Raw genomic sequence first — 25,732 nt, forward strand, 5'->3', positions numbered from 1 at the left:
TGTAGCGATGAGTCGCTGTCGCGACGGCTTTTTTAATCGGGTTCTCGCACCCGAAGGCGAGATACTTTCTTTTGCTCCGCCAAAAGAAAGTATCCAAAGAAAAGGCGACCCAGTTGCCGCTTCTTCCTGCGCTTCTCGGTTTTGTCGGGGGTCGGTAAAATGGGCTTCCTGCCCATTTACCGACGCGCGGCATCCCTGCCGCGCCCCTGCGGGCTTATCCCGACAAAACCTGCGATGCTCGGCGCGGCAAACGGGAGTAAAGCACCTTACTGCGTAACGTCAGTTAATAAAGCCTTCATTGCCTAGGGCGTTAGCCAGACAGGCAGCGTGTCAAACTAATAGCTCTTCTGCCTTAGGCTGGGACAGGAAGAGGTCGGGGCTGGCGGTGTAACCATACGCGCCAGATTGGTAGACCACCACTAAATCGCCGATGTCCGCTATCGGCAAGGCCATCTTATCGGCGAGAATGTCTAAAGGCGTACACAAAGGCCCTACGATACTGACCGTTTCCAAGGCCGTACCGCGCATGTTAGTGCCTATCGCCACCGGATAATTCTTGCGGATGACTTGGCCGAAATTACCCGATGCCGCCAGATGGTGGTGCAAACCGCCGTCAACCACCAGGAAAACCTGCCCGCGCGAGATTTTTTTATCAAGCACTTTCGCCACATACAAGCCCGCTTCACCGACCAGATAACGCCCCAATTCGATGACAATCTCGGTGTCCGGCTGCTCGGCCTTAAACCGCGCCATTGCCGCCCCTAAAGCGGTGCCGACTTGCCGGGTATCTAAACGGCTTTCGCCGGGAAAATACGGGATGCCGTAGCCGCCGCCGATATTCAGGGTGCGGATCGGGCTGGGGCAATACGCCGCCAAGCGTAAAGCCAAATCTAGACTTTGTTGCTGGGCTTCGATAATGGACTCGGCTTTGAGGTTTTGCGAGCCGCTGTAAATATGGAAACCTTGGAAGGCCAAATCAAGGGCTTTAATACGCTGTAACGCGTCCGGCAGACGCTCTTCATCAATGCCGAACGGCTTCGCGCCGCCGCCCATTTTCATGCCCGACGCTTTCAGCTCAAACGCGGGGTTAATGCGCACCGCCACCCGCGCTTTCAACCCGGTTTGTGCCGACAATTGCGCGAGGGTCTCCAGCTCATGAAAAGACTCGACATTGACGGTAATACCCGCCGCCAAGGCCTGCAACAATTCAGCGGGGCGCTTACCCGGCCCCGCCATGCTGATATGTACGGGCGACATAACCGTATCTAAGGCGACTTTCATTTCCCCTGCCGAAGCCAAATCAAACCCATCGACCAAGGTTGCCAGATGCTGCACCACGGCGGGCATAGGGTTGGCCTTTAAGGCATAATGGATTTTTAAGTCCGGCGGCATGGCATGGCGCAACTCGGCGACACGCTGGCTTAACAGGCGGCGGTCATAGACATAAAAGGGCGTGCTGCCGACCCGTTGCGCCAATTGCGGCAAAGGGATGCCGCCCACCAATAAGTCATTGCCCTGGACAGGAAAATCCGCCATCTCAGCATGTTGGGGAGAAGCCTGGCTCATGACGCGCCTCCGGTTTGGAACAGCCCGGCAAACTGTTCGGTTAAGGCTTTGCGGTCAATTTTGCCGTTCGGGTTTCTCGGCAAGGTCGGTAAGGCGATGATTTTGGCGGGAACCATAAAATTAGGTAGCTGGTTTTTACAAACGGCAAGCAGAGCTGGCGCGTCGAAACTGTCCGGCTCTTCGGCGCTGACCACCACCACCACCGCTTGCCCCAAGCTGTCATGGGCGATACCCAAGGCGGCGGCTTCTTTCACCAAACCCGACGTATAAACCACTTCTTCAATTTCGCTGGGGCTGACGCGGTAGCCGGAGGTTTTAATCATATCGTCCTTGCGGCCCACAAAATACAAATAGCCTTCTTCGTCGCGGGTCACGGTATCGCCTGACCACACGGCAATTTCCGTCAACGGCAGTTGCGGCAGTTGGCCGGGGGCGGGCTTGAAGCGGGCGGCGGTGGTTTCCGGGTCGTTCCAGTAGCCCATCGCCACTAAAGAACCGCGATGCACCAACTCGCCCGGCTCGTGCGCCGCGCACAAACTGCCGTCTTCGCGCACCACAACAATTTCGGCATTGGGGATGGCTTTGCCCATCGAATCGGGGCGCAGGTCGATTTGCTCAGGCGGCAAATAGGTCGAACGGAAGGCTTCGGTCAGGCCGTACATCAGGAAAAACCGTGCGTCGGGGACTTTGGCGCGGATAGTCGCCAAAATGGCCTTAGGCATTTTGCCGCCTGAGTTGGTCATATAACGCAAATGGCTATTGATGCCGTCCGGCCAGTTGACGTTCGCCAATTGCGCCCACAGCGGCGGCACGGCGGCCAGGCCGGTAATCTGATACAGTGCCAAAGCCAACACCACATCACGCGGCAACAGATAATCCAATAACACGCAACAGCCACCTTTTAACAGCGCGGTGGTGAATTGGTTAAGGCCATAATCAAAGCTAAACGGCAACACCGCGAGCAAGCGGTCCGTAGGGCCGATACCCAGATACTCGCTGACGCTGTACGCTCCCGTAATCAGGTTGCGGTGCGAAATGACCACACCTTTCGGCTTGCCGGTACTGCCGGAAGTGTACAAAATCGCCGCCATATCGGTGTCAATAGTCGGCGGTACCGTAAAATCGGCCGCCTGCGCCAAAAAGGCTTGCCAACCGAACACCGCCTTTGCCGCTACAGGCGGATAAGCCGCCTCTTCCGCTTCGGTAATGATAACGGTATGCAAATCCGGGCAAGCCGCCAACACCTCGGCCAACCCTGCCAAACGGTTTTTGGAGGTGATGAGGATGGTGACATTGCAGTTACTGAGGATATAGCCCACTTGCGCAGCTTTTAACACCGGATTGACCGGCACAAACACTCCGCCCGCTTGGCTAACCGCCAAAAAACTGCTGACCGTTTCGATTTGCTTGGCCAAATACACCGCAACCCGCTGCTGCGGCTGTAAACCCACCGCTTGCAGGGCGCGGGCCTGTTGCCCAACTAAGGTGTGCAATTGCGTATACGTCCATGCGGTTTTTTTGTGGACGATAGCCTCGGCATCCGGGCGTAAGGCTTGCGTTTCTGAAAGCAGGTGATGAAGTAAGGTAGGCATGATCGATTTTACTGGCTGGTCAAAAAATTAGGGAAGGCAGACCTTCGGCTTGCGGTTGGCGGTCAAGATGACCGCGCTCCCCAGTAAGCCACCCTACGCTGATGGTTTGACGGGCTTATTTTATTTGCCCGATAATCCCGTCTAATTCGTCTAAGCTGGTATAGCTAATCACCACCTTGCCGCCGCCGTGGTCTTTGTGGTCGATCACCACTTTCGCGCCCAGTTTCGCGGTCAATTCATCCTGCAAGCGCAACGTGTCGTTATCAAGCCGCTTTTCCGCCGGCGTTTTCGGTTCTGCGTGGGATTGCTTGACCAATTGCTCGGCGGCGCGGACGGACAGGCCATCTTTGACAATTTTTTGGGCAATCGCCAATTGCTGCGGATCGCCCAGCGACAACAAGGCACGGGCATGGCCCATTTCTAACTGCCGGTTCACCAGCAGTTTTTTGACTTCGAAGTTCAGTTCGAGCAGGCGCAACAAATTAGTGACGGTGACCCGAGATTTGCCGACAGCATCGGCAATTTGCTGATGGGTCATGGCGAACTCGTCAAGCAATTTCCGCAACGCATCGGCCTCTTCTAAGGGGTTAAGGTCTTCGCGCTGGATATTTTCGATCAGGGCAATCGCCATCGCGGCGCGGTCGTCAATCTCCCGGATCAGCACCGGCACTTCTGGCAAGCTAGCCAATTGCGCCGCCCGCCAACGCCGTTCGCCTGCAACGATTTCGTATTTTTCCGCCGCCACTTGACGCACCACGATAGGCTGGATAATGCCTTGGGCTTTGATAGAATCGGCCAGTTCCTGTAATTTTTCAGGGTTCATATCCTTACGCGGCTGGTATTTGCCCCGTTGCAGATATTCTATCGGCAAATTTTGCGGTTGCTGCTTAGCCACTGCCACAACGCTGTCATCGGCAGCCATCCCGCCGTCTTTTGGCGTTATTTCTCCCAATAAAGCATCCAGGCCACGGCCTAATCCACGTTTTTGTACAGCCATTGCTTGCTACTTGTCGGTTTGATGGTTGGAATAAGAACCCTATAACTCGATCATCCAGTTTTTAATATTCGGATAAATAGCTCAGCTACCGGATATTGAAAAGTTTAACAAATTAATTTAAAACAACAAGTTGCAATGGAATCCGCCCCCCTCCCCTGATGGGGAGGGATGGGGTCACTGCCATTAAGTTAAGGATTTATACTTTACATTTCAATAATGTAGAGATTAAATTAATCCGTTCGTGGTGAGCCCTTCGGCAAGCTCAGGAGAGCCCTGTCGAACCAAGTAGGATTAACCGGTCGAACCAAGTAGGATTAACCGCCCACCCTTCGACAGGCTCAGGGCGAACGGTTAATCCTACTTGGCGTTATACGAACAGATAACGTACTGATTAATAATACTAAATTCTTAACTTAATGGCAGTGAGGGATGGGGTGGGGAGAATCTAAATAAGGCTTTTTTCATTAATCAGACAGAAAGCAGTCTGATTAAAATCTCTAAGCCATAAGTATAAATCATTGATTTTATTCTCCCCACCCCAACCCTCCCCATCAGGGGAGGGAGCAGTCTTACCCTATACATTTGTGTTTTTAACAAATCCCCTACCCTATTCAGGGTGGGTTTTATGAAAAACTTGATGATCGAGTGATAGGCCGTTTTAGCTTGGGTCTTAATCGCTACGGGCAACAGGGCAAACAATAACCGGAATTTTTCGGTCGTCCGCGAAATCACAAAGCATCCGCATCCAGCACTTGCGTTTTGCCTTGCTGATACTCGCGCACCGCTTCGTCTGCCAATGCAGCCAACCCGTCGGCTGTTTCGGCAAACAGTACCGCCCATTTCTTTTCGGTTAACACTTCGTCCATTAACCATTGCGCCAGCATGTTTTGTTGTAGCTCAGGCAATTGGGAAGCTTCTGAAAAGGCTTGTTCAAGTAATTGGGTCATAAATAACCGTCCGACCAATGAAAGATAATAATCGGATTATATAATATTGTGGGTCGTTTTCGGTACGGTACGCCGAAAATAAGCCGCCCGCAAGGCCAACCAATCAACGACTTGTACGCTTACCCATCGCAATTACATCATGGCCTTCACCCACCTCAGCGCGAAACTCACCCAACTGGCCGAGCAAGGCCTCTACCGCTCCCGCCGCGTGATCGATTCGCCGCAAGGCATCCGCCTCCACTTGGACGGCAGCAGCGTCATTAATTTTTGCAGCAACGATTATCTGGGGCTGGCGAACCATCCGGCGGTGGTCGCGGCCTTTAAAACGGCGGCGGACGCTTACGGCGTGGGCAGTGGCGCGGCGCATTTGGTGTGCGGGCATAGCACTGCGCATCATGCTTTAGAAGAAGAGTTGGCGGCGTTTACCGGACGCGAGCGGGCGTTATTGTTCTCAACGGGCTATATGGCGAATATCGGGGTGATTACCGCCTTAGTCGGACGCGGCGACACGGTGCTGGAAGACCGCTTAAACCACGCCTCACTCTTAGACGGTGGCCTCGCCTCAAACGCGGCCTTCAAACGCTATGCCCATGCCGATACCGCGCACTTGGCGCAGTTGCTGGCGGCGGCGGCAGGCAATAAACTGGTCGTTACCGACGGCGTGTTTAGCATGGACGGCGATGCCGCGCCGTTACCAGAGCTGGCGCGTACCGCCAAAGCCCATCAGGCGTGGCTGATGGTCGATGACGCGCATGGCTTGGGCGTACTGGGCGCACACGGCGGCGGCTTGTTGGAACAGTTCGGCCTGGGGCAAGACGATGTACAGGTGCTGATGGGGACTTTAGGCAAAGGCTTCGGCACGTTTGGTGCGTTTGTCGCCGGGTCTGAGCTATTAATCGAAACCCTTATCCAAACCGCCCGCACTTATATTTACACCACCGCCCTACCGCCCGCCGTCGCCGAGGCGACCCGCGCCAGTTTACGGTTAGTGCAAGCCGACACTTGGCGGCGCGACAAACTGGCGGCGCTCATCCGCCAATTCCGCAGCGGCGCGGCGCAGTTAGGCCTACAGCTCATGCCGTCCGATTCGCCCATCCAACCGCTGATTATCGGCGACAGCCAGCAGGCCGTGGCTTACAGCCAAGCTTTATTAGCGGCGGGTTTTCTGGTCAGCGCGATACGCCCGCCGACCGTGGCGCAAGGCACGGCGCGGTTACGCGTCACCTTATCGGCGGGGCATGACGAAACCATGGTGGCGGGCTTGCTGGACGCGCTAGGCGCAATCCGTGTTGCCCAGGGCTAGGCGTTGCTTTTCCTGATAGAGGCCATTACTATGAAGACACTACTGACTAAGGGGAGATTTTGCTATGCGAGTAACTGCAACAGGCCAAGTGACCATTCCGCCCAATCTGCTGGAAAGCATGGGTATTTTACCCGCCGAAACCGATATAGACTTCAGGCAAGATGAAAGTGGCCGCTGGTATATAGAAACAGCGCCGACAGCCAGCCGTTTCCGTACCGCCCATAAGATAGCGCCATTGGCGATGTCTACTGAGGCGATTATGGCATTGACGCGAAGCTGACCACTAAATAACGCCGAATATCCAAACCCGAAAGGAAGCGCCTTCTTGCAAAACCTCCACTACCAAACCCTAGGCACTGGCAAGCCGATTGTCATGATCCACGGCTGGGCTATGCACAGCGGCATCTGGCACAGCTTTGCCGAACAGCTGGCCGCCCATTACCAAGTCACCTTAGTCGATTTGCCCGGCCACGGCCACAGCGCCACGCTCAACCCGTTCACCTTAGAAGCGATTGTCGACACCCTCGCCCAAACCTTACCCGACCAACCCTGTTGCTGGCTGGGCTGGTCGTTGGGGGCGACGGTGGCGACCGCGTTGGCGCAACGCTATCCCGAACGGGTCAACGCCTTGGTATTGGTCGCGGGTAATCCGTGTTTTTTGCGCCAAGACACTTGGCCGGGAATGCAGCCGACCGTGTTGGACAGTTTTGCCGCCAGCCTCGCCAGCGATGCCCAAGCCACTTTGCTGCGGTTTTTAGCCATACAAGTCATGGCCTTGCCTAACGCCAAAGAACTGACCAAAGCCTTAAAAGCCGCCGTGCTGTCCCGCCCCGCCCCGGCTGGCGAAACCCTGCAAGGCGGCTTGGACATTTTAAAAAGCACCGATTTACGCGCCGCCTTAGCAACTGTTGACGTGCCTGTATTGGCGATTTTCGGCCAAAAAGACAGCCTGATTCCGGTCGCGCTCAGCGAGTACCTGCCGCAACTGCTACCGCACACCCAAGTGCAGGTCTTGGCGCAAGCCGCGCATATCCCGTTCTTATCGCACCCGCACGAGGTTTTGACACGGCTGATGGCATTTATGGAAGCCCATGATGTTTGATAAAGCGCAGGTAAGACACGCGTTTGCCGCCGCCTCGCACAGCTATGACAGCGTCGCGCATTTACAGCGCGAAGTCGGCATGGCCTTGTTACAGGCCGCCGATTTAGCCACGCTGCACGGCACGGTGCTGGACATCGGTTGCGGCACGGGCTTTTTAACCGGACACTTAGCCCAAACCGGGTGCGGGCCGCTGATCGCCTTGGATATTGCCCTCGCCATGCTCCAGACCACCCGCGCCAAACTCGCCGCGCACCCGCAGGTACACTACTTGTGCGCCGATGCCGAAGCCTTGCCCTTAGCCGCCGCCAGTATCGACCAAGTGTTTTCCAACCTTGCCCTGCAATGGTGTGGCGACCTTAACGCCGTGTTCGGCGACCTCCGGCGGGTACTGAAACCGGACGGGCAACTGCGCTTTAGCACCTTCGGCCCGCAGACCTTACAGGAATTAAAACGCGCTTGGGCGGCGGTCGATAGCTACCCGCATGTCAATGATTTTTATACGCAAGACCAGCTTATCGCCAGCCTGCAACAGGCAGGCTTCCGCCACATCACTTGCCGCACCCATATTTACCAGCCCCACTACGCCTCGGTATTGGCGCTGATGCGCGAGCTTAAAGACATTGGGGCGCATAATGTATTGCCCGGACGCAACAAACGCCTGACCAGCAAAACCGCCCTGCACCGCATGATGGCGGCGTACCCGCCCAACCCCGAACCCTCCGGCATTACCGCCACTTTTGAAGTCTTTATCGTGAGTGCGACCCGATGAACAACGGCTATTTTATTACCGGCACCGACACCGATGTCGGCAAAACCTGGGCAACCGTCACCCTGATGCACTATTTCCGCCAGCAAGGGCGGACAGTCGCTGCCATGAAGCCGGTCGCGTCCGGTTGCGTGTGGCAAGACGGGCAATGGCAAAACGCCGATGCCCTGCTGCTACAACACCATGCCTCCAGCCCCCTGCCCTATCCGCTGATTAACCCCTACGCCTACGAGGAACCCGTCTCGCCGCATCTGGCAGGCGTGGCTAATCCGGCGCAAATGGAGACCATCATCAGCCGCTTCCAAACCCTACAAAGCCACGCCGACAGGGTACTGGTGGAAGGTGCGGGCGGCTGGTACGCACCCATCAACGCCGAACACGACATCAGCGACTTAGCGTTTGTTCTAGGCTTGCCCGTTATTTTGGTGGTCGCCATCCGCCTAGGCTGCATCAACCACGCCAAACTCAGCCACCAAGCCATTACCCTCTCCGGCCTACCCTGTGCAGGCTGGCTAGCCGTCTGCAACGATGCCACCATGCGCCAACGCGAAGCCAACATCGCCACCCTAACCGCTGCCTTACCTAGCCCGCTCTTAGGCGTATTGCCGTATCAAGCAACGGCGGATTTTGTCGGTTTGGCGGGGCTGATAACACCGGGCTTGCGGTAGCCTGAATGATTTCCCCTATTTCTTAAGAGGCTTTTTGATAAAAAGGTAAGTATTCACAGGTGTGGGACGCTCATCATTACAGGCCACGTCACGCAAGAATACCGTGGCTTGCTGGCCAAGTAATAGCGGCAGGCTAAAATTTTAACAAATTTATTTTTCAAAATGTGAATTATTCACTACCAAAGTGTTTTAAGCCCTCCTATAATCTAGCCAAAGCCGGGGATTTATCTCCTTACGGCTTCTCTCCCCTTAAAATCAGCTCCACGCAACCGTGTTGTTTACCCGCCAACACCTAACAATACGCGCTATTTTTATTTAAGGCCGTCCTACCCCCCCATTTTGCCGAAATAGTATGAACGCCTATCTAAAAGCCGACCACCACACCGCAAGAATCCGCCAAGCCCAAGAAACGGTAGGCCGTATGCTACGCTATGCCATCGGCAATCCGCAGATTACCGTAAGCGAGGATCTTATCAACCGCAGCGTTAAGTCGCTATACACCCGCCATGAAGACTTTTCCGCCGAGACGGAAATTTTGTTGTGGACGGTTTATGCGCAACTGTCGCAGTTAATCAGCCCCGTTACCGATGTGAGCATCCAAATTGCCGACGGGCTTAAAAATACGGCGGCTACCGTTGAGGACACTGCCAGCGAGAAAAAAACCCTAACGGCAAAGCTTATACGTTTTTTTGGCCTGAATTCACACAAAAGCCTGTTAGTGAAACGTTGCCAACAAGATTTGGGTGTCATCACCTTTTGTTTGCTGATGTTCGTCAGTTTTTATGTCGTCAGCCAGTGTTACATTGCGTTGCTGTCTGAAACCCTGACCCATTCCTCACAATTGCTTGACGACCTAAAAGCGCAAAAGACTGCCGAGCTTTTGCTCAACGAACAGTCCCCAGCCAACCAAAACTTACAAATACGCAACGAAATTTTGACGCTTTACTTAAAGCTTGATGCCGCGTCACACGCTTTGAGCGATTTGGTCATGCCCTTGGAACGCCTGGGCTTTCTGACCCTCAGCGAGTCAACGCTCAACACCCTCAAAAGCTGCGCCCGTTATCGGGACACTATCGACCTGGAGAATGCCGATTTACTGCGCTGCGTCGCCCTTGAGCGCAAATATGCCTCGGCAACCTATACCGTGCTGTCCCGATACGTTTTACCGTTATTGCTGGGCTTTATCGGCGCGACCGCTTATGTGACCCGCCATACCTTATTCCAACTGGCCACTAACAGCTACGCGCCGTCGCCGCATGGCATGATGACCATGCGCCTTTGCTTGGGCGGCCTGTTAGGGGCCATCAGCGGCATCTTCATCTCCGCCGATGCTAACGAGACCCAGGGCTTTAACTTAAACCTGACCCTCATGTCCTTAACGATGGGCTATAGCATCGAAGTGGCTTTTTCGCTGTTCGATTCGGGAATTGATCGGATTAAAGAGTGGACTAAAAGTTTACGCACACCCAGTACCGCCAACCCAACGGTTAATGACATACCATCGGCCCCTCCTAAGTAAGGGCTTGAAAATGGGCAAATAATGGCCAAAAGCCAAACAAGGATTATGACGCTGAACATCCATACCGCCTGTTGGCAAGATGTCCCTGCCATCCAAACGCTGATGACCGCCTCCGCGCAGACACTGCAAGCGCCGTATTACCCCAAACCCGTCATTGCAACGGCTTTGGAACTCATCGGCGGGTTAGAAGAACTCATCACCACAGGCCGCTTTTTTATCGCCAAACCAGAAACAGCCCTTATTGCCTGTGGCGGCTGGGCGCAGGATAGCACCCACCCAGAACAGGCAGAAATACGCAGCTTTTTCGTGCATCCTGAGTTCGCCCGCCAAGGCATCGCCACCCAGCTCCTTAACCGCTGCGAGCGTGACTGTGCACGTCACGGCATTAAGACACTATACCTGACGGCAACGCTAGCAGGCGAGCCTTTTTACCAACAGCGCGGTTTTTCTGAATGCAAAAGATACCGCCATATATTGTCAAACGGCGCGGCGTTTGAGTTGGTTAAGATGGTGAAAAATTTCTACACACCGTGTAACCACGAAAGCGAGAATAGTTTTTAGCCACCCGACACCCACTTGCTAAACATCACTTCCTCAAAATAGCGGTTATATAAATACAAAACGCGTGATTCAACGGCGTACTGAAAAGCCAGCAGACGATCATCATCCCATCGCCATCCCTCTTCCGGGGATGCCAGTAACCACTTTTCACGCTCTATCTTATCAGCAGGATTAATGGCGTAGACTTCCCATGTATCACTTGGCTCAACCAGTTCTACCCTTAAAGAGCTATCACCCCGACTTCGGTTTTCCGAGCTATCCATAACCCGATAGTTGCCAATAGAATTGCCTAAGGCTCGCCGATAGTATAGGTTTTCAAATTCCTTCCTATTTCCTTGGTTTTTTATGCCATTTCTATCCATACTAAAAAGTGATGACCAGTTTGATTGCGGAATAAGATGGTCAAAATCGTAAGGCACATTATCTTCATCTTGGCCGGCCATTGGCACAAATTTTTCTTCACCAAACTTTTTTACCGCCCATTGCCGTTGAAACCAAAGCAATAGTTTTTTGTTAGACACGAAATTGGCATACAACAAAAAGTGTATATCGCCAAAAAAATAGCTTGTTCTCTCATCCTGCTTACGAAATTGCTTACTGTCCAAGACGTTCTGAGAAGGGGCAACTAACGGTAAAAACAACGAGTCGCCTTTGTCTTGTTGAGCTGTAAGCGTTTGATATAATTTTTTTCCTGGAAAACATCCGGTTTCCCCGCGAACAACTTCCATTGCGACTCTACTGGCTTTATAAGCAGATGCAGTATCCTTGCTGCACACAAACCAAAACAAGATAAAACGAATAACCTCTTCTCTTAAATCCTTAAAAGAGACGCTATTTTCCCGATTGCAAATAAGCCAATATAAAATGACTTGTAACATCGAGTCATTCATGAACGGAAACATAATCTTTGGAATCCCAATATCTTGACCGCCACGATATTCAATCATCTCCACTAAGCTCTTGAAGGCTTTGACCAGAATACCTTCATTACCAATCATTTTCCGCAAGCACCCCGGACTGTCATCTATACCAAGCAATTCGCTAAGGTGCCGATGAAAGGTCTTGGCATTGAGTTCTGGATCACCCAATTTGGCGTTTCCAGATTGTAATACCGCCAATCTAAAGGCTGTCATAACAAAATCGGTTGGCTTCATGAGGGAGCCGACCTCTTTTTGAAGCGCGTAAACGATGTTATGTGCTTCCGGCCAAGACTGCTTAATCATCGAAAAAAGCAGGTCATCCGGGCTAAGCCGAGTGCCATTGGATGAAATCCGGTCAAATAATATGGTCAAATAGTCATGGCTTGGATCTTCAATATCGGCTTGTTTTTCAATGTCAGGAATTTTTATTACCGCTATCCATTGAGTCCGTAAGCGTGTCAAGGCCAAGCGAAAACTCTTTACCCGTTCCAAAATCAGATCATCTAAGTCAATTTCTTGATTTGGCATCAACCATTTTTGGACAACCTCCTTTTGCATCTCTGATCCGCCATCGGTGTCCAGCCATTCCCAAAATTTGTTGACCTCAACAAGATATTCTTGCCGCTTACCCCCGGCTTTCCATGGCCTAGTCATTGCGTCATTAAAAACCTCCAAATGGCTTTTTTCTGCTTTTGCTTTGTCATCATTATCCCAGTGGATACGCGCCTCACGCCTCTCATGGAGAGATAGGCGACCGCCATCGGCTGCATAACCAAACGGTTGGGCGGCGGTAGTCACACGCAATTGGAATATAGAGCCATTTTTTCCAGGCTCACTAAAATCCACCCATAATTTATGTTGCGCCCCATTGGCACAGGGAAAGCCCAACAACATAGCCAGCGTCCGTTGCTGTCCATCCATTAGATGGAAACTCGGTTTTGAATTTTCTTCGATAATCCTTGCGCCAGAAGTGACTTTGCCACTTTTTACACCAGCACCTGATGCTTTTAACAGCAGACTACCGATTGGCATATTCCTGAGCAGTGAATCCCATAAATCCTGTATTTGCTTTGGTTTCCAGACAAAGCCGCGTTGGATGGGAGGCATAGCCAATATGGTCGAATAGCGGTCAGGGTGTGCTGCCCAATCTAAATATTCCGTAATAGGGAGAGCCGCAACCGTTTGATTTTCAGGAAAAAGCTTATTCATTTTAGAGTGTATGCCCTGTGTTTCTGCCGAACCGTTCGCCGTCATATTCGCTTTTACATCCATAGGGTTATGTGGATAAGATAGATTATTTATGTGGGTCAAATATGTTTGGGGGCTGTGGGTCACTGCCATTAAGCTAATGTATTTAGTGTTATTAATCAGTGTTTTATATATTTGTATAACGCCAAGTAGGATTAACCGTTCGTCCTGAGCCTGTCGAAGGATGGGCGGTTAATCCGTCTATGGTTCGACGACCAGCGGAAGTCCCTGTGGGACAGGCTCACCACGAACGGATTAACCTAATCTCTACATTATTGAAATATAAAGCATAACTCCTTAACTTAATGGCAGTGGGGCTATGGGTGCGGTAATTGCGTGTTAGTTACCACACCCGCTACATCACCCCCACCACCAACCGCCGCCCCAATACCGCCAACGCCGTTTCAATCTGCTCTATCCGGCTTTTATGCCGAAACGACAGCGACCTATCCACCAGCATCGGCGCGATATTCAGTAACCGCGCCATATCCGCCTTACGTTTGGATTCGGCCAGCATGGCGTTGTAAAGGGCGACTTTGCCCGCCACGATCACCGGCAAATTAACCAACACTTGGCCTGATGCCGCAACAGAAGGCATAGGTATCGCCTGCCGTTGTTCTTCGCAGATTTCAAAAGCCGTCACTAACGCCGCTTCGGCATTGAGCAACGCTTCGGCTTCATCTTCGCCGACCGAATGGGCAAAGGTAAGTCGGGGAAAGAAACCATAATGGTTCCCGTATCGGGGTCTTGTTCAAGGATGGCAGGATAACAGAACATGTTGCTGCTCCTGTCTTTCTGGTCAAACTGAACCGTGGCTTATACAACGCCCCCCGCCCTCAATGATGCAAATGCGCCGCCAACCACCGTTCCGCCACCTCTTCAGCAATACCCTTGCGCCGTGCGTAATCCTGCAACTGATCCTTATCAATCTTGCCGACGTTAAAATATTGCGCGTCAGGATGGGCGAAGTACCAGCCGCTGACGGCTGAGGCGGGGTACATGGCGAAGCTTTCGGTCAGTTCGATGGTGGTGTGGGCGGTGACATCCAGCAAGGCGAACAGCTTGGCCTTTTCGGTATGGTCAGGGCAAGCCGGGTAGCCGGGGGCGGGGCGGATGCCTTGGTAAACTTCGTTGATTAAGTCCTCGTTGGCATGGTTTTCGTCTTCGGCATAGCCCCAGTAGTCTTTACGCACCCGCAAATGCAGATACTCGGCAAAGGCTTCGGCAAGGCGGTCGGCTAAGGCTTTGAGCATGATGGATTTGTAATCGTCATGGTCATCGGCAAATTCTTGTAATTTGCTTTCGATGCCGATACCCGTAGTGACCGCAAAGCCGCCGATGTAATCGGCAACCCCGCTGTTTTTGGGGGCGATAAAGTCCGACAGGCAGTAATTGGGCCGGCCTGGGGCTTTGACGTTTTGCTGACGCAAATGGTGCAGGGTTTCCAGCACCTCGGTACGGCTCTCGTCGGTATAGACCAGCACATCATCACCGTCACTGTTGGCGGGGAAGAAACCAATAACGGCGCGGCAACCTAGCCACTGCCCGTCAATAATTTGCTTGAGCATAGCTTGGGCATCGGCAAACAGTTGCCGGGCTTCGCTGCCGATAACGGCATCTTCCAAGATTTTCGGGTAACTGCCGGCCATTTCCCAGGTTTGGAAAAACGGCGACCAATCGATAAATTCCGCCAACGTCGCCAACGCCACGTCTTCAAGGACTTTTAGGCCTAAAAAGCGCGGTTTGACAGGCAGGTGCGCACCGACCGTAAACTTATTGGCGCGGGCGGCGGCGATGCTGTGTTGTTTGGTTTTGGACTCTTTGCCTTTATGGCGCTCGCGCACCAGTTCGTATTCGGCGCGGGTGCTGCTGATAAACTCGTCTTTCAGCTCATTGCTCAACAGATTGCTGGCAACTCCAACCGCGCGGGAAGCATCGGTAACGTACAGCGTCGCGCCCGTGTAATGGGGTTCGATTTTTACGGCGGTGTGGGCGCGGGAAGTGGTCGCGCCGCCGATCATCAGCGGGATGGTAAAGCCTTGGCGCTGCATTTCTTTGGCGACATGCACCATTTCATCCAACGACGGCGTAATCAGGCCGCTGAGGCCGATAATATCGACTTTTTCCAGCCGTGCGGTTTGGAGGATTTTTTCGGCGGACACCATCACCCCCAAATCAATCACATCGTAATTGTTACACTGCAAAACCACGCCGACGATGTTTTTGCCGATGTCGTGGACATCGCCTTTAACCGTCGCCATCAGGATTTTGCCGTTGGTTTGCCGATCCCCGGCGGCTTTGTCGGCTTCCATAAACGGCATCAGGTAAGCCACGGCTTTTTTCATGACCCGCGCCGATTTGACGACCTGCGGCAAGAACATTTTGCCCGCGCCGAACAAATCGCCGACCACGTTCATACCGTCCATTAACGGCCCCTCAATGACGTGCAAGGGGCGTTCGGCTTCTAACCGTGCCGCTTCGGTGTCTTCGTCGATAAAGTCGGTGATGCCTTTGACCAAGGCATGTTCCAAACGTTTGCTGACTGGCCAACCGCGCCATTCCAGCTCTTCCGGCTTCACCTCGTTGGAGCTGCCGTCGCCTTTGTATTTTTCCGCCAATTCCAACAACTTTTCCGTGCCGCTGCCGTCATGACGGTTCAAAATCACGTCTTCGACGGCATCGCGCAAATCACGCGGAATGTCTTCATAAATCGCCAATTGCCCGGCGTTGACGATACCCATCGACATGCCTGCTTGGATAGCGTGGTATAAAAATACCGCATGGATGGCTTCGCGCACCGGATTATTGCCACGGAACGAGAACGACACGTTGGACACGCCGCCGGAAATCAGCGCGTGCGGTAAGGTCTGTTTGATGACGCGGGTGGCTTCGATAAAATCCACCCCGTAATTGTTGTGCTCTTCTATACCCGTCGCGACGGCGAAGATGTTCGGGTCAAAAATAATGTCTTCGGGCGGGAAGCCGATTTGTTCGACCAAGATTTTATAAGCGCGTTGGCAAATCTCGACCTTACGCGCTTGGGTGTCGGCTTGGCCGACTTCATCAAAGGCCATGACAATCACTGCCGCGCCGTAGCGTTTGACCAGTTTGGCATGGCGGATAAAGGCGGCTTCGCCCTCTTTCATGGAAATGGAGTTGACGATGCCCTTGCCTTGGATACATTTTAGCCCTGCCTCCAAAATCTCCCATTTGGACGAGTCGAGCATAATCGGCACTTTGGCGATGTCGGGTTCGGCGGCGATCAGCATCAAAAACCGCACCATCGCCTCCTTCGATTCCAACATGCCTTCATCCATGTTGATGTCGATAATTTGCGCCCCGTTTTCGACTTGTTGCCTTGCCACGCTTAATGCGGCTTCGTAATCGCCTTTGATAATTAAATTTTTAAACGCCGCCGAGCCGGTGACGTTGGTGCGTTCGCCGACATTGACAAACAGGCTGTCAGGGCCGATGCTCATCGCTTCTTGCCCGGCTAAACGGCACTGCTTGGGCAGGTCGGGGATAAGGCGCGGCGGGTGTTTTTGCACCGCATCGGCAATCGCCTTGATATGCGCGGGGGTCGTGCCGCAACAGCCGCCGATAATATTTAAAAAGCCGTTCGCCGCCCATTCGTCCAGCTCTTTCGCCATGGCTTCGGGGGATTCGTCGTATTCGCCAAACTCGTTCGGCAGGCCCGCGTTCGGGTGGGCGGAAACATGCGTGTCGGCGATGCCGGACAATTCGGCAATGTATTGGCGCAGTTCTTTCGCGCCCAAGGCACAGTTAAAGCCGAACGCAATCGGTTCGATATGCTTGAGCGAATGCCAAAAAGCCGCGACGGTTTGGCCGGATAGCGTCCGCCCCGACGCGTCGGTAATCGTACCGGAAATCATCACTGGCAGCTTATAGCCCAAGGTGTCGAAGACATTGGCGACGGCAAAGGCGGCGGCTTTGGCGTTAAGGGTATCGAAAATGGTCTCGATCAGGATAATGTCCGCACCGCCGTCCACCAAGCCACGGGTCGCTTCGGTGTAAGTCTCCACCAGTTCATCAAAGGAAATGTTCCTAAAGCCCGGATCATTGACATCCGGGGACATCGACGCGGTGCGGCTGGTAGGGCCTAACACGCCCGCGACAAAGCGCGGCTTGTCATGGCTGTAGTCGTCCGCCGCCGCCCGCGCCAGCCGCGCCCCTTCCAAGTTGAGCTCATAAACCAAGGCCTCCATGCGGTAATCGCCCATGCCGATACTGTTGGAGTTAAAGGTATTGGTTTCGACAATATCCGTACCTGCGGCAAAATACGCGCTGTGTATAGCTTTTATAATGTCCGGCTGGGTCAGGGTCAATAAGTCGTTATTGCCTTTTAAATCCACCTCCCAATTGGCAAAACGGCTACCGCGATAGTCCTTTTCTTCCAGCTTATAGCTTTGGATCATCGTGCCCATTGCACCGTCGAGAAATAAAATTCTTTGGGATAATAACTGTTTTAACTGTGCTGATTTCATGTGCGGATAAGGGTTAGCAAGAATTTTTTGGATGACAGCGTATAATGATTACGCAAAAATGCGGCAAACACTATTATTTTTACTGGCGTTACGCAGTAACGCCGTTTTTCTCCCGTTTGCCGCGCCGAGCATCGCAGGTTTTGTCGGGATTAGCCCGAATACCCATAGGGCATAAAGGGGCGCGGCATGGATGCCGCGCGTCGGTAAATGGGCAGGAAGCCCATTTTACCGACCCCCGACAAAACCGAGAAGCGCAGGATCAAGCGGCAATCGGGCCGCCTTCTGACTCGTGCCGTCCTGGCACTCGCACTTCGTGTGCGGTGCATCCAAATCTGCTCCCGGCAGATTTGTCTTTGGATACTTTCTTTTGGCGGAGCAAAAGAAAGTATCTCGCCTTCGGGTGCGAGAACCCGATTTAAAAAAACCGTCGCGATAGCGACTCATTATTTGTTTTTTAAACCGCAGAATATCTCTGCGTAATATCAGATTTTTACAGCTTAGGAGGGTGACAATGACAAAACCAAGCGGCATCGACATAATCAAAAGCGTTTTATCGGCATTTATCGGCGTACAGAGTAAGGCGAACAGAGAAAGGGATTTTACCGAAGGCTCGTTAAAAACCTACATCATCGCCGGCATCGTGTTTACGGTACTTTTTATCGGGACGCTTATCTTTGTCGTTTCGGCGGTGCTGGGTTAAGGCCCCAAACCCCACAAACTAAAAAGCCCAAGCACTGCCTGGGCTTTTAGGGGCGTTCCGTCAATAACGGCGGCTTATTTTTTAACGCCTTCTTTGACGGAATCAACCGCGCCTTTGGCCGCACCTGCAACCATTTCGCTAATGCCGCTGAACAGATTAGGCACAGAAAAGCTTTCTTTGGTGACGAATTTCAAACGGATAACCGCCAAAATCAGGAAACCGACCAAAGGCGGCATCAGTTCCATAAAGACCGACAAAAACGTGCCGCCTGTCGTTTGGAAGCCTTCTTGGTTTTTCCGGTCGCCAACACTGGTCAGATCGCGCTCATAACCTGCGGTGGACACATCTTTGCCGCTGTCAGAAGAAACCAGCAAGTCGGCAAGGTAAATGTTGACATCATACAATAGGATTTGCGACGCTAAAAACACGCCTGCACAAATACCTAACCACATGAAAATATTGCTTGTTTTTGCCTTGATTCCTGACTGGTAAATCCATATCACCGCAAAAATCATTACTATTGCACCAATCATAGCTACACCCTTCTTATGTAAAGTTTTATATTTTTGTTAAAAAATAGAACAAGAACGGACACTTAATAATCATCTCAGAGCCTTCTTTGCTGATGACTTTGCACGATTCGTATTTTTCTTGTCCGAGTTTGGTCTGCTTTTTAATTTCGCCATTTTCGACCGCATACTTAATGGCTATTTTCATTTCCTTCGTCCGGCCCACCGAATCGGTGGCCGTTGTGTTGAGGATACCGTCGGCTTTGAAATCCCACTCCACTTTTACCGCTTTTTTCTCACCGTCAAGCTTCGACGCTTCAGCGTATAAATTCCATTTTCCTAATATCTCCGAATTATCTTTTAATGCAACATCGGCATGAACGGAAAATGCCATTAACAGGGCGGCAAACGGCAGTATCTTCATATATTTTTTTATCATTTTTCTTGTCCTCATAACATGATCTGCGTGAAACGAGAAGTTTAAACTATACCACACTTGCTATCGAGCTTTAAATTTTCAATCGGCAAGAATTGCCTACGCCGCGCAACAAAACCTATAAGGGCTAAGGTTTTTCCGGCAAGGCATATAGGCCTTATAGACACCTGCCCCACGGCCAAAAAATGCCCGTAACTCTATAGGTTTTATGGGCTAATCTCATCATGAAGGGGCAATTAGCGCTTGACTTTAATTACGCCTAAAGTATCATGTAGCTTCCATTTGCTATTCAAACTAGCAATTTCTAAAATACAAAAAATTACAGGTAGGACATCCATGGGGTTCATCTTAGATCTCACTTCAATGTTAAAAGAGCCAGCTGGCATGGTCGGCGCGGTTGTAGTTATTGGTGCTATTTATGCGTTAGTCAAATGGGTATTTGCTGAGCATCCAGACGACGAAAAATAAGCCGTCAACAAAATCCCGCCATACTTTAAGGCCGTTAGCCGTCTGATGACAGGCTAACGGCCTTAGTACGTTTAGCCCCTGCCAAATATTTACCCCACAGTTTAGCGTTTTATTCTACAATTCGTCATTTTTTCACAAAATGCCGGAATGCCTAACTGATGCTGCCTAAACTCCCCGCCTTACTTGCCAAGCAAGTCCCTGCCACCGGCATAGGCTTGTTCCGTATCGCCTACGGCTTGGTTACCCTACAAGAAATTATTTTCCTGTTTTACTTTAACCATCTGATTTTCGACCCCATCCCGTTCATTGATGTCGAATTTCCGACCATCCCGCTGTTTTTATGCCTGTGGGGCTTGGTCGCCTGCGCCGTCACCGTCGGCTACCGCTATCAGGCCGCCTTGCTCAGTAACTACCTGTTCTGGCTGGTATTCGTCAATTTTACGCCCATGCAGCGCGATTTTGACGGCGGCTTCGACCTGTTTATGATCGGCGCTAACTTCTTCCTGCTGTTTATGCCGGGCGAGCGGGCTTTTTCCTTGGACAACCTGAGGCGCAAGCTCAGCACCCCGTTCGTGCCGTACCAACACTACGCCCCGGCCACCGTGTCGGTGCTGGCCTATTATGTGCCGGTCATGATCTGCCTGGGCTTTTTGTATTTTGATTCGGCCATCCACAAACTGTTCGCCGAGCACTGGCGCAACGGCTTAGGCTCATGGCTGCCCTCGACCCAGCCTTACTATGTCTCGGCTTTGGATATGTCTTGGCTGCTCAATAACGAATGGCTAGAAAAGACCATCGGCTACACCATTTTGGTGTTCCAGTTCACTTTTATTTTCGGTTTCCACCAACGCCGCCTGCGCCCCGTCTACCTGCTGGTCGGCATGGCCATACACTTAGGCATCACCCTGTCGCTGAACATCTACCCGTTCGGCTTGGGGATGCTGGCATTTTACACCCTGCTGGTGCCGTTTTCGGTGTGGCGGACAGTGGGCCGCTGGTTATGCGCCGCCCAACCCGCACTGACGGTGTTTTATGACAAGCAATGCCCCTTGTGTAACCGCACCGTGCTGACCCTGAACCACTTGGACATCTTCAAGTGCATCGACTTTAAAAACGCCCAAGACCATGCCGCCAACTACCCCGCCCTGGCCTCGCTCAGCCCGCAAACCCTATTGACGGATTTATTCGCTGTGGACGGCCAGGGGCGACTTTATTCTGGAGTGGACACTTATAGCCAAATCTTGGTAAAAATGCGCTGGCTAGCCCCTATGGGGCTTATTTTGCGCCTGCCGGGCATTCACTTACTGGCGACCCGACAATACCGCGCTATTGCCGACACCCGGGCGCGGGTCGAATGCACTAGCACCTGCCTGGTCAGCCCGCCTTTTACCGAGACCACCGCTTACCAACGCTACTTTGTCAGTTTGGCCAACACCAAACCCAAAGCCTTTACCCGTAAACTGGGAAAAATCCTGACCGCCATCGTACTGCTGCAACTGAACAGCACCTTCCACTACGGCATTGTCTATCGGCTGGACATCGACACGACACAAAACCCCGTCACCAACATCATGGCCAAAGGCAGTAACGCCGTGCTGGAGCTGTCGCAAACCTTTTTGGGCATCGCCCCGCACGCGCTGTACCTGCACGACCATTTTTCCGGCTACGACCGGATTGTCGCCATCACCTACACCGATGCGCAAGGGCAGGAGCAATGGCTGCCGTTCGTCAACGAACAAGGCCGCTTGCTCGCGCCCAATTGGGGGCGGGTACATTCGATGTGGGCAAACATTGCGGTGACACCGACCATCAACAATGTCCGGCTGGAAAAATTCATCATGAAAGTGACGGCATTTTGGGGGCATCAGCTAGGCTTAAACCTCAATAACACCGTTTTTCATATCCAACTTAAGAAAATTAACGCCCCCAACCATTGGGTATACGACCAACTGCACCAAAACTTTGCCGCGCCGTGGGTTCCTATCGGTTCGGCCAAATGGACGAACAATGTGATTGCCGTTGATTTGCCCAATAATATCAATTCGCTGTAAAGCGGCCAATAAAGCAAATGACTTTAATTATTGCATGAATCCCTGAGCCATGATATAAATTGCCCGTGCTTTCATACATTGACGCACAATAAATAAAATAAGTTAAACCCCTTTGGAGGATAATATTATGAAAAAAATTCTAGCACTTTTGGCTATGGCATTGATGGTTGTTGGCTTGTCTGGCTGTATGGATGATCCAGATGGTTCAAAACAAAAAGTTTCTAGTTCAATCGAACTGTAAGCAAACGCTTTGAAGCAAAAAAAAACCCAGCCCTCGGGCTGGGTTTTTTTTCGCCTGGCGGAAAGCGGCGGTCTTGGTGACAAACCAAAAAATAAGTGCGCATCTATTTTCTATTTCTTGATGTTCAAGTTTTTAACATTCGGATAAATAGCTCAGCTACCGGATATTGAAAATATGAATAAGTTAATTAAAAACAATAAATTGTAACGGAGTCCGTCTCCCTCCCCTGATTTTTACATTTACCTAATGTAGGCAGTCAGTTATGATTGCCTCTTTACATAATACCGTTAGCGGCACTGATATTGTTATCCTAACTATATTTTCGGCTTTTACAATTTACTGTAGGGTACGCTGTGCGTACCTTTTGCACTGATTTTATGAGGGTTTTTAAAGGTACGCACAGCGTACCCTACCAAAAAAACCGAAAAATTGACCGTTTGGAGTATATATAGGGTAAACCCGTAACAGCCGATAGGTTTTTTCCGGTTTGCTTGTTAAACAAAGTGCATTGCTTTTCCACAAGAACAGGTAAAACTTGAGCGACAAAAGTGAGCCGTTTAAAAAGACCGTAACACAGCTTAAGCATAACATTACTAATGATTGATAAAAGAAAGTCCGCATTTGACAATATCAGCAGAACACTTGCTATTATCCGATATGATATTGAGCAGCACCAGGTAATCAATGACTTATCGCTTAATATTCATGGCGAAAATTATTTTAGGGATATTTTTAATTATGTTTACGCGCCATGTAAGTTGGAAAACGCTAATTTTGATAGTGCTAACAGCCCTTGTGTAGATTTAGTGGATAAAGGAAGCAAGCTTGCTTATCAAATTACGACAACAAAAACAAAGGCTAAGATTGAAAATACCCTTGTTGCTTTGCAAAAGCCAGAATATCAGGGCTACCGGATAAAGCTATTTTTTCTTTTAGGTAAAGCAACGTTGAAAAAAGAGACAATCACGGAGATTAATGCCCGATTCAATGTCAATATTATCGATTGTCTCCATGATCATAAAGATTTAATCAAGGATATAAACAATCTTGAGACGACTCGATTGATTGGGTTAAATAAACGGTATTTTGAAAGCCAAAGCGGCAGATATACGGATGAAATCGTTTTGGATTTAATTTTTAGGCATTTGATAGGACAAAAATCAACAATTAAACCAATGTATAACGATGATTTTGGCAATGTGGATAGCCATGAAAAGTTAAAGTTGAATAATATCAACAATAGGATCGCCAGTGAAATTAACAAAGGGTTGGATTATCGGGATATTGTTGAAAGCATATCGCAAGAAAACAATCTTTTGACGACATTAAGAGGATTTGTAGTGGATGAGCTTTACAAAACCATTTTGATGGCGCAATTGCACGCAGCAGTCCGCCGCTCTGAATTAGAATCTAAATCGTTAGCGGAATTACATGGCTTGGCACGGCAATACGCGGTTTGTTTTAATAAAACCATTTATAAGTTGCATGAGGCGATTGAAGCAAAAATGGATATTAAAGATTTTAACGCGATGAATATCGCGTGGATTATTATCGCGTATTTCTTTGAATTGTGCGATATCGGGGTGCATGAGTCATGATTATGCCGACAAAAATCATACAACCTGTTGATTCTTTGATTGTTATAGGGTCGTGCGTATTAAAGCTATTGGCCGAGCACGGCCAGTTATCTGTTGATGATTTACTGGATAAGGTTAACAAAACTTACCATAAGCCCATTTCGATTGATAAGCTTTTGCTCTGCTTAAATTTTCTCTACCTTATAAATAAAGTCGAAAGCCATCATGCAATTATTAAAGCTAAGATCTGATAATCCAAAGTTTAGGACATTAGATTTCAGGCCAGGCTTGAACATAGTCGCCGGAATACAAAAAAGCGATAAAGATACCGACTCTTTTAACGGTATTGGTAAAAGTTTATCGCTTAAACTTATCCATTATGTCTTAGGGGCGGCGCTTGATAACAAGAAATTAAAAAGCTATTTAGCGGGTTATGGTTGTTTTCATCTTGAGTTTTTACATAAGGGTAAGCATTATCTGATCAGTAAGGATTTCTCACAAGCAGATTATATTATTAATGGCCAAAAAATTAATCAGACAGCGTATCCTAAGGAGTTAAGCCAGCTTTTCTTAGGCGATAAAGCCGAGATTGGCTTTAGGCAGGTATTCAATTGTTTTGCAAGGCGGTTTGGCGGAACGTATTATGCTGATCCTTTAAGTCAGCAGGGACGACCTATTACTGACTATAAGCAACGGCTTACCAATTTATATTTATTAGGTATTGATACGGATTTGGTAAGACAGCGATTTGCTACTAAGAAAGACATTGGTTCGTTGAATAACGCGGCAAAAGCGATAAAAGAATATGAAAAAAGCTTGGATAAGGCTAATCTGAAGGATTTGGCGGATGAAATAGCTGATTTAAAAAATAAGCGTGATCATTTTGTGATTGCGGAAAGTTATGACCTGCTTAAAAAACAAGCCGATGATTTAACCGCCGAACTGAACGAACTGAGAAACAAAAAATTTTTTCTTGAGAGAACACTGGAAAAAAAAGAGATTAGCCTAAAAAGGGAGGTCGTTAACATTGATGTTGCCCAGATTGCAGATATTTATCATGAAGCCCAATTCTTTTTTGGCAAAGAGATTACCCAGCGGTTATCTGATGCCCAACATTTTCATAATGCCTTAGTCAACAACAGGAAAAATAGGCTGATAATGGAAGTTAGCCAATTAAAGACCGAAATTGCCGCCCTAACTGGGTCTTTAGAAAAATGTTCGGCGCAACGCGATGGTATTTTGAAAGATTTGGATAATTCCGGGGCATTAGAGGAGTTTAATTCACTGGCGGAAAGAATTAAGTCATTAGAAATCGAGAGCGAGAATTTAAAAAAATATGAGCATTTGTTACGCGATTTTAAGAAAGAAAAAAGCAATTTGGACAGTCAAAACGCTTTGATTAAAGAGCGGAGCATTTTATATTTAGAAGAGAAGGATGAGTCTTTGGAAGCCATCGAAAATGAGTTTAGGGTGTTGGCCAAGCCTTTTTATGGCAAGCAGGCTCATCATGGTGCTTCATTAAAAATCCAAGAAACGAAAGATGCACAATATTTGTTTGATATTCAATTACAAATTCCCAAAGACGAATCCCAAGCGGTCGGGGAAGTAAAAATTTTCTGTTACGATGTCTTGCTCTATAAGTTGAATAAAGATTTGTTAGGATTTATGGCACATGATGGGTGTATTTTTTCGGAAATGGATCCGCGACAAAAATCAACAATGTTTAAAATTATTTTGAACGTGGTGAGGGAAGAGAAATGCCAGTATTTTTTAAATATCGCGCAAAATAGCTTAATAGAGGTTTTAGATGCAGAACAAAAAGTCAATATTTTGACTGCGGAAGAAAAGCAAATGATTAATGACGCTTTAATTTTAGAGCTTTATGATAAAGATCCTGAAAATTGGTTATTTGGCGAGGATTTTAGTGCATGATTCTATCGGTGGGATGGCGGGCAGGCCGTATCTCCGGTTGTAAGGCGCATAAGTAATTCTGACTCCGACGGTTCATCATATTACCGCTTCTCCCCATATCCCCGCCATTTCTGGTAATAATCAA

The 25,732-nt window shown here is 50.1% G+C and carries 23 protein-coding genes; 14 read left to right on the forward strand and 9 right to left on the reverse strand.

All coding sequences use genetic code 11. The features are described from left to right. Nucleotides 1-330: 330 nt before the first annotated feature. The 4 genes from CEK71_RS18700 to CEK71_RS18720 all read right to left on the reverse strand — a co-directional run bounded on the left by CEK71_RS18700 (nucleotide 331) and on the right by CEK71_RS18720 (nucleotide 5,102). Nucleotides 331-1,566: a pyridoxal-dependent decarboxylase, exosortase A system-associated gene (locus tag CEK71_RS18700; protein ID WP_198328322.1), complete on the reverse strand. Its 1,236-nt coding sequence runs from the start codon at nucleotides 1,564-1,566 to the stop codon at nucleotides 331-333. After that, on the reverse strand, nucleotides 1,563-3,158 hold the full coding sequence (locus tag CEK71_RS18705) for an acyl-CoA ligase (AMP-forming), exosortase A system-associated (protein WP_088620803.1): 1,596 nt from the start codon (nucleotides 3,156-3,158) through the stop codon (nucleotides 1,563-1,565). The genes CEK71_RS18700 and CEK71_RS18705 overlap by 4 nt, the downstream gene beginning before the upstream one ends. 115 nt (nucleotides 3,159-3,273) lie before the next feature. Then, a complete protein-coding gene (locus tag CEK71_RS18710; RefSeq protein WP_088620804.1) occupies nucleotides 3,274-4,155 on the reverse strand; it encodes a ParB/RepB/Spo0J family partition protein in 882 nt (293 codons plus the stop codon). Nucleotides 4,156-4,883: 728 nt separating this feature from the next. Beyond that, on the reverse strand, nucleotides 4,884-5,102 hold the full coding sequence (locus tag CEK71_RS18720; protein ID WP_088620806.1) for a hypothetical protein: 219 nt from the start codon (nucleotides 5,100-5,102) through the stop codon (nucleotides 4,884-4,886). 139 nt (nucleotides 5,103-5,241) lie between these two features. Here CEK71_RS18720 and bioF point away from each other — a divergent pair, with 139 nt between their 5' ends. The 7 genes from bioF to CEK71_RS18755 all read left to right on the forward strand — a co-directional run bounded on the left by bioF (nucleotide 5,242) and on the right by CEK71_RS18755 (nucleotide 11,021). Continuing rightward, on the forward strand, nucleotides 5,242-6,405 hold the full coding sequence (gene bioF, locus CEK71_RS18725; RefSeq protein ID WP_088620807.1) for an 8-amino-7-oxononanoate synthase: 1,164 nt from the start codon (nucleotides 5,242-5,244) through the stop codon (nucleotides 6,403-6,405). Between the two features lie 64 nt (nucleotides 6,406-6,469). Further along, nucleotides 6,470-6,685, forward strand: a complete 216-nt coding sequence (locus CEK71_RS18730; protein WP_088620808.1) for an AbrB family transcriptional regulator — start codon at nucleotides 6,470-6,472, stop codon at nucleotides 6,683-6,685. A 45-nt stretch (nucleotides 6,686-6,730) separates the two neighbouring features. Further along, entirely contained in the window at nucleotides 6,731-7,507 is a 777-nt protein-coding gene (bioH, locus tag CEK71_RS18735; RefSeq protein ID WP_088620809.1) for a pimeloyl-ACP methyl ester esterase BioH, read from the forward strand. Beyond that, nucleotides 7,497-8,276 (forward strand): malonyl-ACP O-methyltransferase BioC, encoded by a 780-nt coding sequence (gene bioC / locus CEK71_RS18740; protein WP_088620810.1) that lies wholly within the window; start codon nucleotides 7,497-7,499, stop codon nucleotides 8,274-8,276. The genes bioH and bioC overlap by 11 nt, the downstream gene beginning before the upstream one ends. Then, a complete protein-coding gene (gene bioD, locus CEK71_RS18745; protein WP_088620811.1) occupies nucleotides 8,273-8,941 on the forward strand; it encodes a dethiobiotin synthase in 669 nt (222 codons plus the stop codon). Before bioC ends, bioD begins: the two co-directional genes overlap by 4 nt. Before the next feature lie 352 nt (nucleotides 8,942-9,293). After that, complete coding sequence (locus CEK71_RS18750; RefSeq protein WP_088620812.1) at nucleotides 9,294-10,460, forward strand: hypothetical protein; 1,167 nt, start codon at nucleotides 9,294-9,296, stop codon at nucleotides 10,458-10,460. A gap of 45 nt (nucleotides 10,461-10,505) precedes the next feature. After that, entirely contained in the window at nucleotides 10,506-11,021 is a 516-nt protein-coding gene (locus CEK71_RS18755) for a GNAT family N-acetyltransferase (protein WP_198328324.1), read from the forward strand. Here CEK71_RS18755 and CEK71_RS18760 read toward each other — a convergent pair. From CEK71_RS18760 to metH, 3 genes are all read right to left on the reverse strand, one after another. Next, nucleotides 11,018-13,213, reverse strand: coding sequence for a GmrSD restriction endonuclease domain-containing protein (locus tag CEK71_RS18760; protein WP_198328326.1), 2,196 nt, complete (start codon nucleotides 13,211-13,213; stop codon nucleotides 11,018-11,020). The two genes, CEK71_RS18755 and CEK71_RS18760, sit on opposite strands and share 4 nt — an antisense overlap. A 331-nt stretch (nucleotides 13,214-13,544) precedes the next feature. Beyond that, nucleotides 13,545-13,856 (reverse strand): type II toxin-antitoxin system HicB family antitoxin, encoded by a 312-nt coding sequence (locus tag CEK71_RS18765; protein ID WP_198328327.1) that lies wholly within the window; start codon nucleotides 13,854-13,856, stop codon nucleotides 13,545-13,547. 169 nt (nucleotides 13,857-14,025) lie between these two features. Then, nucleotides 14,026-17,694: a methionine synthase gene (metH, locus tag CEK71_RS18770; RefSeq protein WP_088620815.1), complete on the reverse strand. Its 3,669-nt coding sequence runs from the start codon at nucleotides 17,692-17,694 to the stop codon at nucleotides 14,026-14,028. Nucleotides 17,695-17,725: 31 nt separating this feature from the next. Between metH and CEK71_RS23730 the strand changes: the two genes are divergently transcribed. Both CEK71_RS23730 and CEK71_RS18780 read left to right on the forward strand, forming a co-directional pair. Further along, on the forward strand, nucleotides 17,726-17,869 hold the full coding sequence (locus CEK71_RS23730; RefSeq protein ID WP_232463689.1) for a hypothetical protein: 144 nt from the start codon (nucleotides 17,726-17,728) through the stop codon (nucleotides 17,867-17,869). A 336-nt stretch (nucleotides 17,870-18,205) separates the two neighbouring features. Continuing rightward, the gene (locus CEK71_RS18780) at nucleotides 18,206-18,394 is read left to right on the forward strand and encodes a DUF2970 domain-containing protein (RefSeq protein ID WP_088620816.1); all 189 of its coding nucleotides are present in this window, start codon (nucleotides 18,206-18,208) and stop codon (nucleotides 18,392-18,394) included. A gap of 74 nt (nucleotides 18,395-18,468) precedes the next feature. Here CEK71_RS18780 and CEK71_RS18785 read toward each other — a convergent pair whose 3' ends face one another. Then, a complete protein-coding gene (locus CEK71_RS18785) occupies nucleotides 18,469-18,846 on the reverse strand; it encodes a hypothetical protein (protein ID WP_332455530.1) in 378 nt (125 codons plus the stop codon). Between the two features lie 106 nt (nucleotides 18,847-18,952). After that, nucleotides 18,953-19,342, reverse strand: a complete 390-nt coding sequence (locus CEK71_RS18790) for an Hsp70 family protein (protein ID WP_088620818.1) — start codon at nucleotides 19,340-19,342, stop codon at nucleotides 18,953-18,955. Between the two features lie 333 nt (nucleotides 19,343-19,675). Between CEK71_RS18790 and CEK71_RS23990 the strand changes: the two genes are divergently transcribed. From CEK71_RS23990 to CEK71_RS18810, 5 genes are all read left to right on the forward strand, one after another. Then, nucleotides 19,676-19,807: a hypothetical protein gene (locus CEK71_RS23990; RefSeq protein WP_269766569.1), complete on the forward strand. Its 132-nt coding sequence runs from the start codon at nucleotides 19,676-19,678 to the stop codon at nucleotides 19,805-19,807. A 158-nt stretch (nucleotides 19,808-19,965) separates the two neighbouring features. Further along, on the forward strand, nucleotides 19,966-21,858 hold the full coding sequence (locus CEK71_RS18795) for a DCC1-like thiol-disulfide oxidoreductase family protein (RefSeq protein WP_088620819.1): 1,893 nt from the start codon (nucleotides 19,966-19,968) through the stop codon (nucleotides 21,856-21,858). Nucleotides 21,859-22,695: 837 nt separating this feature from the next. Further along, nucleotides 22,696-23,697, forward strand: coding sequence for an SMEK domain-containing protein (locus CEK71_RS18800; RefSeq protein WP_088620820.1), 1,002 nt, complete (start codon nucleotides 22,696-22,698; stop codon nucleotides 23,695-23,697). 2 nt (nucleotides 23,698-23,699) lie between these two features. Beyond that, on the forward strand, nucleotides 23,700-23,927 hold the full coding sequence (locus tag CEK71_RS24200; protein ID WP_408630476.1) for an ABC-three component system middle component 6: 228 nt from the start codon (nucleotides 23,700-23,702) through the stop codon (nucleotides 23,925-23,927). Next, on the forward strand, nucleotides 23,902-25,608 hold the full coding sequence (locus tag CEK71_RS18810; protein WP_088620822.1) for a DUF2326 domain-containing protein: 1,707 nt from the start codon (nucleotides 23,902-23,904) through the stop codon (nucleotides 25,606-25,608). The genes CEK71_RS24200 and CEK71_RS18810 overlap by 26 nt, the downstream gene beginning before the upstream one ends. Nucleotides 25,609-25,732: the final 124 nt, after the last annotated feature.

The organism is Methylovulum psychrotolerans (assembly GCF_002209385.1).
GTDB classification, from domain to species: domain Bacteria; phylum Pseudomonadota; class Gammaproteobacteria; order Methylococcales; family Methylomonadaceae; genus Methylovulum; species Methylovulum psychrotolerans.